This window comes from Enterococcus termitis, from assembly GCF_001730305.1.
Taxonomy (GTDB): Bacteria; Bacillota; Bacilli; order Lactobacillales; family Enterococcaceae; genus Enterococcus_L; species Enterococcus_L termitis.
Map to the genome: position 1 here is coordinate 366,945 of NZ_MIJY01000001.1, position 13,286 is coordinate 380,230.

At 38.0% G+C, this 13,286-nt stretch carries 8 protein-coding genes and 1 other annotated feature; of the genes, 6 read left to right on the plus strand and 2 right to left on the minus strand.

Annotated features, from left to right (window positions below; genetic code table 11):
- Positions 1-462 precede the first annotated feature (462 nt).
- From mgtA to lpdA, 5 genes are all read left to right on the plus strand, one after another.
- Positions 463-3,075 carry a magnesium-translocating P-type ATPase gene (gene mgtA, locus BCR25_RS01770; protein WP_069661881.1) on the plus strand — a complete coding sequence of 871 codons (2,613 nt, stop codon included), beginning with the start codon at positions 463-465 and terminating at the stop codon, positions 3,073-3,075.
- 570 nt (positions 3,076-3,645) lie between these two features.
- On the plus strand, positions 3,646-4,761 hold the full coding sequence (gene pdhA, locus BCR25_RS01775) for a pyruvate dehydrogenase (acetyl-transferring) E1 component subunit alpha (protein ID WP_069661882.1): 1,116 nt from the start codon (positions 3,646-3,648) through the stop codon (positions 4,759-4,761).
- Positions 4,762-4,763: 2 nt separating this feature from the next.
- Positions 4,764-5,741: an alpha-ketoacid dehydrogenase subunit beta gene (locus tag BCR25_RS01780; protein ID WP_069661883.1), complete on the plus strand. Its 978-nt coding sequence runs from the start codon at positions 4,764-4,766 to the stop codon at positions 5,739-5,741.
- A gap of 135 nt (positions 5,742-5,876) precedes the next feature.
- Positions 5,877-7,511, plus strand: coding sequence for a dihydrolipoyllysine-residue acetyltransferase (locus BCR25_RS01785; protein ID WP_069661884.1), 1,635 nt, complete (start codon positions 5,877-5,879; stop codon positions 7,509-7,511).
- A gap of 7 nt (positions 7,512-7,518) precedes the next feature.
- The gene (gene lpdA, locus BCR25_RS01790; protein ID WP_069661885.1) at positions 7,519-8,925 is read left to right on the plus strand and encodes a dihydrolipoyl dehydrogenase; all 1,407 of its coding nucleotides are present in this window, start codon (positions 7,519-7,521) and stop codon (positions 8,923-8,925) included.
- A 125-nt stretch (positions 8,926-9,050) separates the two neighbouring features.
- Here the strand turns inward: lpdA and BCR25_RS01795 are convergent, their stop codons facing one another.
- Both BCR25_RS01795 and tyrS read right to left on the minus strand, forming a co-directional pair.
- Positions 9,051-9,365, minus strand: a complete 315-nt coding sequence (locus tag BCR25_RS01795) for a YerC/YecD family TrpR-related protein (protein ID WP_069661886.1) — start codon at positions 9,363-9,365, stop codon at positions 9,051-9,053.
- A gap of 567 nt (positions 9,366-9,932) precedes the next feature.
- Positions 9,933-11,201 (minus strand): tyrosine--tRNA ligase, encoded by a 1,269-nt coding sequence (gene tyrS, locus BCR25_RS01800; RefSeq protein WP_069661887.1) that lies wholly within the window; start codon positions 11,199-11,201, stop codon positions 9,933-9,935.
- 53 nt (positions 11,202-11,254) lie between these two features.
- Positions 11,255-11,457: a binding site (T-box leader), on the minus strand.
- 377 nt (positions 11,458-11,834) lie between these two features.
- On the opposite strand from tyrS, the gene tyrP reads away from it, so the two are divergent.
- On the plus strand, positions 11,835-13,241 hold the full coding sequence (tyrP, locus tag BCR25_RS01805) for a tyrosine-tyramine antiporter (RefSeq protein WP_069661888.1): 1,407 nt from the start codon (positions 11,835-11,837) through the stop codon (positions 13,239-13,241).
- The last annotated feature ends 45 nt before the right edge of the window (positions 13,242-13,286 follow it).

Consider the following 13,286-nt stretch of genomic DNA (forward strand, 5'->3'; position numbering starts at 1 on the left):
AAGAAAACTACGTTAGAAAAACAAAAGCTCACTTCAGTACAACTGGCAGAAAAAGCGAACAGAGTAGATGATGAAAAGTACTTGGCGACCAAAGGGAGCGAAGTTCCGCAAAAAAAACAAGCAAGTAAGAAGAAAACTACGCTAGAAAAACAAAAGCTCACTTCAATACAACTGGCAGAAAAAGCAGACAGAGTAAGCGATGAAAAGTTCAAAAACATACAGTTCCCAGTCATGCAAAAAAATCACTCAAACCAAGTCATATGTAAAGCCTGATCACCTAAACAATTATAAAAAATCCATCGTTCTAAAATAACCAAAAGAGAGGAAGAGTCACATGGAAGACCCCAGTCATTCGAAAAAAATAAATGTAGCCTTCATCTTAGAAGCGATGGAATCAAAATGATTTTTCATTTCCTCTTCTAGTGAAAGATGAAGCTAGCTAAACCAAGGAGGAATAAGAAAATGATGAATAAAAAAGTAGCAGAAATGAAAAAAGTAACCAAAGATCAAGAACTAAGAAAACTAGCAATGCTGTCCGAGCGAGAATTGATGATGGAATTACGAACATCAGAAAAAGGCTTATCGGAAGAGGATGCTAAAAACCGTTTGGAGGAATATGGACCAAACGAAGTCTCCGCACAAAAACCAACACCTGCAATCATTATGTTTTTAGAAGCGTTTAAAGATCCGTTTGTTTATGTTTTAGCTTTATTAATGATCGTTTCAACGGCCACTAAAGATTTTGAAGCAGCGATCGTGATGGGAATCATGATTTTAGCTAGCGTGATTATTGCCTTTATTCAAGAATACCGTTCTCAAAAAGCTAGCTTGAATTTAAAAGAACTGATCGAAAACACAACAGCTGTAACACGTGAAGGTCAAACTAAAGAAATTCCGATGGACGAAGTAGTTCCAGGAGATATTGTGACGCTTGCAACAGGAGACATGATTCCAGCCGATGCAGTATTGATTTGGACGAAAGATTTGTTTATCAATCAATCTTCATTGACAGGTGAATCAATGCCAGTCGAAAAATTTGTTGATGCAGGGATCGATAAAAATTCTGATTCTGTTTCTGCGTTAGATATGCAGGATTTAGTATTTATGGGAACCGATGTTTTAAGCGGACAGGGAAAAGCAATCATTTTAAAGACTGGACAAAATACCTTCTTTGGAGATATTGCTAAAAATGCAACCACTCAACGTGGGAAAACGTCGTTTGATATCGGTTTGACAAAAGTCAGCAAGTTTTTACTACGGATGGTTATGGTTCTATTCCCAGTTGTTTTCTTGATCAATGGGGTGACAAAAGGGGAATGGGCGGATGCATTTTTCTTCGCGATTGCTGTAGCTGTGGGCTTAACTCCTGAAATGCTGCCAATGATCGTCACAAGTAATTTGGCGAAAGGCGCATTGAGTTTATCCAAACATAAAGTGATTGTTAAAGAATTACCTTCTATTCAAAATTTAGGTAGTATGGATGTTCTTTGTACGGATAAAACAGGGACAATCACAGAAGACCGTGTCGTTTTAGTGCAACATTTAGATCCATTAGGTGAAGTAAATAATCAAGTATTAGATATGGCATTTTTGAATTCTCATTATCAAACAGGTTGGAAAAACCTTATGGATATTGCAGTGATCAATTTTTATGAAGAAAATGATGTTCAAAGTCCATACAAAACAGTAACTAAGCTAGACGAAATTCCTTTTGATTTTTCCCGCCGCCGCTTAACGGTTGTGGTAAATGCAGATGGCCATCAATTCATGATCACTAAAGGTGCAGTGGAAGAAATGGAAGCTGTTTGTACACATGCAGAAATCAATGGTGAAATTGTTCCGCTGACTCCTGAATTACAGAAAAAAATGCGTGAAGTAAATATTCGTATGAATGAACAAGGCATGCGTGCTTTAGCTGTAGCTGTTAAGATGGATGTTCATAACGAAGCAGTCTATAGTGTGGAAGATGAACAAGGAATGACACTGATCGGTTTTATGGGCTTTTTAGATCCAGCAAAAGAATCAGCAATCACAGCAATCAAGTCCTTACACGAACATGGCGTTAACGTAAAAGTGTTAACTGGTGACAATGATATTGTAGCTCAAAAAGTTTGCCGAGACGTAGGAATCGAAGTTTCCCATGTAGTTCTTGGTTCTGATATCGATGAGATGTCTGATGAACAAATGAAAGAAGAAGTAGAAAAGACCAATCTTTTTGCCAAACTAAATCCTATGCAAAAATCACGGATCATCGAAACTTTGCAAGGAAATGGCCATACTGTTGGCTTTATGGGCGATGGGATCAACGATGCGCCGGCATTACGTAAAGCGGACGTTGGGATTTCAGTTGATACTGCAGCAGATATTACCAAAGATGCGAGTTCAATCATTTTACTAGAAAAAAGTTTAAATGTTTTAGAAAATGGTGTCATCGAAGGACGAAAAGTGTTCAGCAACATGATGAAATACATCAAAATTACAATCAGTTCTAATTTTGGGAATGTCTTTTCTATTTTGATCGCTAGTGCGTTCTTACCATTTTTACCAATGCTATCTATTCAATTATTGATTCAAAATTTGATTTATGATGTAGCACAACTCGCAATTCCATGGGATAACGTAGATGAAGAAGATTTACTAAAACCTGTGCAATGGGAAACAAACGGCTTGATGAAATTTACGTTGTGTATCGGACCAGTTAGTAGTATCTTCGACATTATGACATATGCCGTGATGTGGTTTGTTTTCAGCGCTAATACGATTGGCAGTCAACACTTGTTCCAAACAGGGTGGTTTGTCGTTGGGTTAGTGAGTCAAACATTAGTTGTACAAATGGTTCGGACAAGAAAATTACCATTTATTCAAAGTATTGCCTCGCCAGCAGTGATCCTTTCAAGTTTAGGAGCAGTGCTAATGGGATTTGTGATTGTTTTGACACCGATCCGGGAGGTTTTTGACTTTGTGAAACTTCCTGCTAATTACTGGGGCTGGTTTATTTTGATCATTGTACTATATTTGATCGCTGTTGAAGTGGCAAAACGAATTTATATTCATCTTACAAAAGAGTGGATTTAAAAAATAGAAAGACACTTACATTTTTTAAATCAGGTCAATTTGACTAGCTATTGGTAAATGAGGAGTATTAAAAAATAATCGTCTAAAATCAAAAAAATCCTCTAATAACGAAAAATTTTTCCAATAACATCAAAGTCATTCGTAAAGAGTTAAAAAAAATGTGTGAAAAAAATAGAATCTTCGTTTTTTTAAGACTTCAAGAAAAACAGAAAAAGTTTTTCTTGAAGTCTTTTTTTTGCTTGAATTGAAAAAATAGCAATTAATTTCTAACTTGTATTCTAACTGTAGCATAACAATCTTTCCGAAGACTATAACAGCATATTGTCAAAGGATATGTTTCTAGCAGCTTTTTATAAAACGGTTTCTTCTTTGTGATTTTAATCACTAACCTTTGGTATAAAAGGTTTTGGGTATTTTTAAGAAATTTCAACAATTGATAACTTTTTACTTGCGCTTTTAATCGATTAGTGATAATTTGTAAGTGTAGTCGATAAAAAGTAATACAGTTTTAGAAGCTGTTTTATTTTTAATCGAAAAAAAGAAACGTAACAGAGAGGATTGTGTGACAAAATGGCAAAGGCAAAGAATCAAAAACCTATTGACTTTAACGCATTAATGGAAAAAGTCGACGCAGATTTCCCAACATTTCAAGTTTTAGATAAAGATGGGAAAATCGTAAACAAAGATGCAGTACCTGATTTATCAGATGACGAATTAGTAGATTTAATGACTCGTATGGTTTGGTCTCGTGTCTTAGATCAACGTTCAACTGCTTTGAATCGTCAAGGACGCTTAGGTTTCTTCGCTCCAACAGCTGGACAAGAAGCAAGCCAATTGGCAAGTCAATTTGCAATGGAAAAAGAAGACTATCTATTACCTGGTTACCGTGATGTACCTCAATTAGTACAACATGGGTTACCGTTAGCAGAAGCTTTTCTTTGGTCTCGCGGTCACGTAGCTGGTAACCACTATGCGCCAGAATTGAACGCTTTACCACCACAAATTATTATTGGTGCACAATACATTCAAGCAGCGGGTGTTGCTTTAGGCATGAAAAAACGCGGCAAGAAAAATGTTGTCTTCACTTATACTGGTGACGGCGGTTCTTCACAAGGGGATTTCTATGAAGCAATCAACTTTGCTGGTGCTTACCAAGCAAATGGTGTCTTCATCATCCAAAACAATGGTTTCGCAATCTCAACACCACGTGAAAAACAAACAGCAGCTAAAACACTAGCACAAAAAGCTGTAGCAGCAGGAATTCCTGGTATTCAAGTAGACGGAATGGATCCATTAGCAGTTTATGCGATTGCCAAAGAAGCGCGTGATTGGTCTGCAGCAGGAAATGGTCCTGTTTTGATCGAAACATTAACTTACCGTTATGGTCCACATACATTATCAGGTGACGATCCAACCCGTTACCGTTCAAAAGACATGGATGACGAATGGGTACAAAAAGATCCATTGATCCGTTTCCGTAAATATTTAGAAGACAAAGGTCTATGGTCTGAAGAAAAAGAAAACGAAGTCATCGAAAAAACAAAAGAAGAAATCAAAGTAGCAATTGCAGAAGCAGATAAAGTTCCAAAACAAAAAGTATCTGATTTCTTGAAAAATATGTTTGAAGTTCAACCACAAAATATTAAAGAACAAATTGCATTCTACGAAGCGAAGGAGTCGAAATAATCATGGCACAAAAAACAATGATCCAAGCAATTACAGATGCCTTAGCTCTTGAAATAGAGAAAGACGAAAACGTATTAGTCTTCGGTGAAGACGTTGGTAAAAACGGCGGAGTTTTCCGTGCAACTGAAGGATTACAAGAAAAATTTGGCGAAGACCGTGTCTTCGATACTCCTTTAGCAGAATCTGGAATCGGTGGTTTAGCTTTTGGTTTAGCTTTAGAAGGTTACCGTCCAGTTCCTGAAATCCAATTCTTTGGATTCGTATTTGAAGTTTTTGACGAAATCGTTGGTCAAATGGCTCGTACTCGTTACCGTATGGGCGGAACACGCAACATGCCTATTACTGTTCGTGCACCATTTGGTGGTGGTGTGCATACACCAGAACTTCACTCAGATAACTTGGAAGGTTTGATCGCTCAATCTCCTGGTATCCGTGTGGTTATTCCATCAAATCCATATGATGCAAAAGGATTATTGATTTCTTCTATTAGAAGTAATGATCCAGTTGTGTATTTAGAACACATGAAACTTTATCGTTCATTCCGTGAGGAAGTGCCGGATGAAGCATATGAAGTGCCTTTAGATAAAGCAGCTGTAACTCGTGAAGGAACAGATGTTTCAATCATCACTTACGGTGCAATGGTTCGTGAAGCAATCAAAGCTGCTGACAACTTAGCGAAAGACAATATTTCTGCTGAAATTATTGACTTGCGTACTGTGGCTCCTTTAGATGTTGAAACAATCATTAAATCAGTTGAAAAAACAGGCCGTGTAGTCGTTGTTCAAGAAGCACAAAAACAAGCTGGCGTTGGTGCTATGGTTGTTTCTGAAATTTCTGAACGTGCTGTATTATCATTAGAAGCGCCAATTGGCCGTGTATCTGCTCCAGATACAATCTTCCCATTTGGACAAGCAGAAAACATTTGGTTGCCAAATGCTAAAGATATCGAAGCGAAAGCTAGAGAAATCGCAGAATTTTAATTAGAAACTGAATAAATTTGCTTTAATAGCATGCCTAAATTTTCACGTGATATTTTTCATGTGGAAATTTAGAGCTGTTGTTTTCCGCAATTTGCGAGTTAGACAGATACGATAAAGGAAGGGAAGGCTTAAAAAATGGCTTATCAATTTAAATTACCAGATATTGGTGAAGGTATTGCAGAAGGCGAAATCGTAAAATGGTTCGTTAAAGCAGGAGATACCATCAATGAAGACGATACACTATTAGAAGTTCAAAACGATAAATCTGTAGAAGAGATTCCATCTCCAGTTACAGGAACAGTTAAATCAATCGTAGTACCAGAAGGCACAGTAGCAAACGTTGGAGATGTATTGATCGAAATCGATGCACCAGGACATCCTGAAAATGATGCAGCACCAGCAGCTGCTCCAGCTCAAGAACAAACACCTGCACAACCAGCAGCAGTTCCAGAAGCATCAGCAACTGACAGCAGCGGCGGCGTTTTCCAATTTAAATTACCAGATATCGGTGAAGGTATTGCAGAAGGCGAAATCGTAAAATGGTTCGTTAAATCAGGCGATACAATCAACGAAGATGATACATTATTGGAAGTTCAAAACGACAAATCTGTTGAAGAAATCCCTTCACCAGTAACAGGAACAGTTAAAAACATCGTTGTTCCAGAAGGTACAGTAGCAAACGTTGGGGATGTATTGATCGAAATCGATGCACCAGGACATAACGCTGCACCAAGTTCAGCACCAGCAGCAAGTGCGCCTGCTCAAACAGAACAAGCAGCACCAGCAGCGTCAACAGGCGTAGTAGCAGCGGCTGATCCAAACAAACGTGTCTTAGCTATGCCATCAGTACGCCAATTTGCTCGTGAAAAAGATGTAGACATCACACAAGTTACTCCAACTGGAAAAGGCGGACGAGTGACAAAAGCAGATATCGAAAGCTTTATCTCAGGTGGCGGACAAGCAGCAGCGCCAGCACAAGCTGAACAAACGTCAGAAGCTGCAGCAGCAACTGAAACAGCAGCTGCACCAAAAGCACCTGCTAAACCATTTGTTTCTGATTTAGGTGAAGCTGAAACTCGTGAGAAAATGACACCAACTCGTAAAGCAATTGCTAAAGCGATGGTTAACAGTAAACACACTGCACCACACGTTACATTGCATGACGAAGTGGAAGTATCTAAATTATGGGATCACCGTAAGAAATTTAAAGATGTTGCAGCAGCAAATGGTACAAAATTAACATTTTTACCATACGTTGTGAAAGCATTGACAGCAACTGTTCAAAAATTCCCAATCTTGAATGCATCAATTGATGACGCAGCACAAGAAATTGTTTATAAAAACTACTATAACATTGGTATCGCAACAGATACTGATCACGGTTTATATGTACCAAACGTTAAAAATGCGAACACTAAGAGCATGTTTGCGATCGCTGATGAAATCAACGAAAAAGCAGCTCTTGCAATCGACGGTAAACTAACTGCTGCGGATATGCGTGATGGTTCTATCACAATCAGTAATATTGGTTCAGTTGGCGGCGGCTGGTTCACACCAGTTATCAACTACCCTGAAGTTGCTATTTTAGGTGTGGGTACAATTGCTCAACAACCAGTTGTAAATGCAGACGGAGAGATCGTTGTTGGTCGCGTAATGAAACTTTCAATGAGTTTTGACCACCGTATTGTTGACGGAGCAACTGCTCAAAAAGCAATGAACAACATCAAGCGTTTATTAGCTGATCCAGAATTACTATTAATGGAAGGATGATTATCAGATGGTAGTAGGAGATTTCGCCATTGAATTAGATACAGTCGTAATTGGTTCAGGCCCTGGAGGATACGTTGCAGCGATTCGTGCTGCTGAAATGGGTCAAAAAGTTGCGATCATTGAACGTGAGTTTATCGGCGGTGTATGTTTAAACGTTGGATGTATTCCTTCTAAAGCATTGATCGCAGCTGGACATCACTATCAAGAATCATTAGATTCAACAATGTTTGGTGTAACAGCTAAAGATGTTGAATTAGATTTTACAAAAACACAAGAGTGGAAAGACAATAAAGTTGTTAAAACTCTTACTGGCGGCGTAGGTATGCTGCTTAAAAAACATAAAGTAGAGATTATTGAAGGAGAAGCATTTTTCGTTGATGAAAACACATTACGTGTGATCCACCCAGATTCAGCTCAAACCTACTCATTTAATAATGCTATTGTGGCTACAGGTTCTCGCCCAATCGAAATTCCTGGATTTAAATTTGGCGGACGTGTTTTAGATTCTACTGGTGGTTTGAACTTGAAAGAAGTTCCTAAGAAATTTGTTATCATCGGTGGCGGCGTTATCGGTGCAGAATTAGGTGGCGCATATGCGAACCTTGGATCTGAAGTAACGATTTTAGAAGGTAGTCCTTCAATCTTACCAACGTATGAAAAAGACATGGTTAAACTAGTTACAGATGACTTCAAGAAGAAAAATGTAACAGTAGTAACCAAAGCAATGGCTAAAGAAGCAATCGACAACGGCGATAGCGTAACTGTAAAATATGAAGTAGACGGCAAAGAAGAATCAGTTACTGCTGACTATGTAATGGTAACAGTTGGACGTCGTCCAAATACTGATGATCTTGGATTAGAACAAGCGGGCGTTGAAGTTGGCGAACGTGGTTTAGTCCCTGTTGATAAACAAGGTAGAACGAATGTATCAAACATTTTTGCAATCGGAGATATCGTACCAGGTGCTGCTCTTGCTCATAAAGCAAGTTACGAAGCGAAAATTGCGGCAGAAGCAATTTCTGGTAAAAAAGTAGAAGTGGACTACAAAGCAATGCCTGCTGTAGCCTTCACTGATCCTGAATTAGCAAGTGTTGGTATGACAATTGCTGAAGCCAAAGAAGCCGGATTAGAAGCAACTGCTTATAAATTCCCATTTGCTGGTAACGGTCGTGCTATTTCTTTAGGTAAAACTGAAGGATTCGTACGTTTGGTAACAACAAACGAAGACAATGTGATTATCGGAGCACAAATCGGCGGAGTTGGCGCAAGTGATATGATTTCTGAATTATCATTAGCAGTCGAATCTGGCATGAATGCAGAAGATATCGCATTAACGATCCATCCACACCCATCTTTAGGGGAAATTACTATGGATGCTTCTGAGTTGGCTTTAGGTTTGCCAATTCATATTTAGCATAGATTGTCACACAAAGAAAGACCGAGCTGGCCAGGCTCGGTCTTTTGTTTTGTATTCAAATAAAAGCCGCTTAATTGGAATGCAGATAGCCAGATTAGATGAAGGTAAAGATTATCTAGGTCTTAACGATGAAGCTCGCTATCATCTTCCTCGTCGATCCTATGGACCATTTCAAGTAAGCCACCATTCCCTTCATCAATAATTCGTTTAACTCTGGAAATGGTAGTGGTACTGCTGCCTGTAGCTTCAGCGATATCACTATATGTTTTATTTAATAGAAGTAATTTTGCCACCTCAAAACGCTGAATCATAGAATCCAACTCTTTTAATGTCATTAAGTCATCAAAGTAATTGTAACAATCCTCTAAAGTTTCTAACGCAAGTAGAGAACGGAAAAACTCATCACCATGACCGTCTTGTATCTTATCGATTTTCATAAGTCCCTCCTAAATTTAAAAGCGGAACAGGCTCGCCCAGCTCTGACAGAAAAATAGGAAATATTGATTGAGATGCTCTTTATCTCACTCAATATTTATCTTTTTTCCGAAGAGCTAGCCTGTGCAGCTGGATAATATAAGTGATCAACATCAACTAACGAAGCAAGTAGAAGCAACGTTCCTTTCAGTCACCTTGTACCAATCAATAGCAACTCATCACTTCGTTGTATTTCTTGGCATGATTCTCAGCAAAAGCGGAATAGGCTTGTTTAGCTCTGACAGGAAAAATAGGAAAATTGATTGAAACACATTTTTTTCTCAATCAATTTTATCTTTCCCCGAAAGGCTAGCTCATAGTTAGATAACAATAATGAGTAGCTCAGATATCTTCCCTGTACCTCTCAACAAAAAGCATACAGAGTATTCCTTTTCATAAAACTCTCCTTAAAATGAATCAACTATTTTCCTATTATAAAACTTTTTTTTCTTTTGTCTAGTAATCAAGAAAAAAAGCACGACACAAAACTACTTTAGTCTGGTGTCGTGCTTTTTGAATGTTCACAGCTATTATTTAGCAGCTAATTTAACTAACGTGTATTGTTTTTTACCTTTTCTTACAATGATAAATTTACCATCGAATGATTGATCAGCGGTTACTTGGAAATCTAATTCACGAATACGATCACCATTGATTGAGATTGCTCCATTGGTTACATCTTCACGTGCTTGACGTTTTGAAGGCTCGATGCCTAACTCGATCAACCAATCGACAATCGTTTGATCGATGGCATTTGTTTCAACAGTCGGCATATTTTTAAAGCCTTCCTCGATTTGTTTAGAGGTTAGATTTTTAACATTACCGGAGAACAATGCTTCTGAAATAGCCAAGGCATCGTTTAAATCCTCTTCACTATGCACAAATTTTGTCATTTCTGCTGCTAATACGCGTTGAGCTTCACGTAAATGTGGTTCAGTTTCTACTTTGATTTCTAATGCATCGATTTCTTCTTTTGTTAAGAAGGTAAAGAATTTCAAGTATTTGATTACGTCACGGTCATCTTGGTTTACCCAGAATTGGTAGAATTCGTAAGGCGTTGTTTTTTCTGGATCAAGCCAAACCGCACCACCAGCTGTTTTACCGAATTTTGTTCCGTCCGCTTTTAGCATCAATGGAATCGTTAAACCAAAGGCTTTTGCATCAGCGCCTTCTTTTTTACGGATCAAGTCAAGACCGGCTGTGATATTGCCCCATTGGTCAGCGCCGCCGATTTGCATGCGGACGTTATTGTGTTGGAACAAGTGTAAAAAGTCCATTGATTGTAGAATTTGGTACGTAAACTCAGTAAATGAAATCCCCGTTTCTAAACGGCTGGCTACGATATCTTTAGCAAGCATTGTATTGATATTGAAGAATTTCCCGAAGTCTCTTAGGAAATCTAATAGAGTTAAGTTATGCGTCCAATCGTAGTTATTTACTAGGGTTAACGTGTTGTCAGTATCAACAGCAAATAGTTTTTCCATTTGTCTTGTTAAGGAATCAACGTTGTGTTGAACAGTTTCCATTGTTTGTAATTGACGTTCTGTCGTACGTCCACTTGGATCACCGATCGTTCCTGTTGCACCGCCAATTAAAATAAATGGGTGATGTCCAAATGCTTGGAATCGTTTTAGCATCATAAATGGAATCAAATGCCCAATATGCATACTGTCTCCTGTAGGATCCACACCGCAATATAGTGAAATGCTGTTGGTTTCAACGTATTCACGTAAACCTTCGCTATCTGTTTGTTGGTTGATGGCGCCGCGCCATTCTAGTTCATCAATAATGTTTGTCATGTTTTTTCTTCCTTTCCGATATATAAATAAAAAACGCCCCATAGGCTATTAGCCTATGGGACGAACTCCGCCGTGTTACCACCCAAATTGTATATGTAAAAACATATACCTCTCAAATCTGTATCGTAGATAGACGCCTACTTACGGTAGGAAACTAAAAGTGTAATTCACGAAAAATGTATATGTCAACTCCCACTGAACGTTGACTCTCTGAAATAGGGACATTTTTGCTACTTCGCTTTATTAAAGTTTGATATGTGATTTTGTAGCAATTCTACGACAAATGAGCCGACTTGTCAAATCCTTCTTTTTCTTTTTATTATTTTTAAATGAAATGATTCTCATTTTATTACTTATTACTTTAATCTAGGTTTTTTGAAAAAGTCAGAGGCGAAAAATGATTTATGACAATTTTAAATAAGCAAATGACAAAAAGCGGTTATTAACGATTTTTTTCACAAGAATGCTTTAGCGCAGTGAAGTGCTGACGCGCTGGACAGAGTGCAAAAATGTTAAATAACGAGCTTTTTTTTTAATTCAGCTCTTTTTGACTTGGGTATGAAAGGTACCTATACTTTGAATGTGATTTCACATGTGAGAAACAAAACATAACATTAATTTAGGAGGTCAAACATGAATAAGAAATTGTCATTATTTGGATTAATCGGAATTACCATGGCCTTTTTTGGAACGGTTCGTAGTGTTCCAACATTAGCTTCAACAGGCTGGGCGCAAATTTTTTATATGCTGATTGCCGCATGTTGTTTTGCCTTGCCGATCGCATTGATTTCGGCTGAGCTTTCAACCGGGTGGCCGGAAGAAGGCGGTCCCCAAGTCTGGGTGCGTAACGCCTTTGGTGAAAAATGGGGCTTTGTAACATCTTGGTTACTTTGGGTGCAAATGTTTTTCGGAATGGTTATGGTCGCTTCTACAGTAGGTGTATTACTAGGATATGTAATCAATCGTCCGGATCTAGGACATAATAATCTATTTATTTTCATTATGATCTTGCTTTCTTATTGGAGTATTACCTTATTAAATTTGAAATTCGATATGGTCAAAATCGCTGGTGACTGGGGTGCTGTGATCGGTGTTTATATTCCGTTTGTGGCTCTCGTTGTTTTAGGCATGATGTATATGGCGAAACATGGGATCAACCAAGAAAGCTATTTAGGTCATTTTGAAGCAGGAAAATTATTACCTGATTTTAGCGATTTAGGCAGCTTACCAACCTTAACTGGGATTATCTTTATTTTTGCCGGAGTAGAAATTTCATCTGTTCATGCCAATAATATCGACAATCCAAAACGAAATTATCCGATTGCTGTGATTGCTTCAGTTTTATTATTAGTTGTTTTCAATTTAGTTGCTGGTTTAAGCGTAGCGGATAGTGTACCAGCGGGTCAAATGGAACTGGCTAATATTACGCAACCATTCGTAATTATGACAGAAGATTTAGGTATTCCTGCTATTTTCAACAATATTGTTTCTTTGATGATTTTAATTGGTGTGTTAGTTCAGTTAAGTGCTTGGGTATTAGGCCCAAGTAAATCAATGATCAAAGTTGCGGATGAAGGGAACTTACCGCCATTTTTCCAAAAACGAAACAAAAAAGGGATTCCAATTACTTTTGTGATGATCCAAGCAATTGTTATTTCTCTTGTATCATTTTTATATGTAGTCGTTCCAGATATTAGTGAAGCCTTTTTGATTATTACTATTACAACAACTATTCTTTATTGTGTGGTCTATCTTTTGATTTCTTTATCGGCTGTTAAATTACGTTATAGCATGCCGTCAGTTGAACGTCCGTTTAGACTAGGTAGTAAAGGAAACGGCTTGATGTGGGCTGTGGCATCATTAGCAGTGATTAGCGTGATTGTGACGATTTTAGTCAGCTTGATTCCGCCAACCTCTGTTCCCCAAAGTGGTCACGCAGCTTATGTAATTTTCCAAGTTGCAGCAACCTTGATTATGATCGGTATTGCTTTATTGATTTATAAGAGAAAAAAACCAGAATGGAAAAAAACAAAAAATTAGCATAAACAGTTTATCAAGAGACGATTTAGTATGAACTATTTTGAA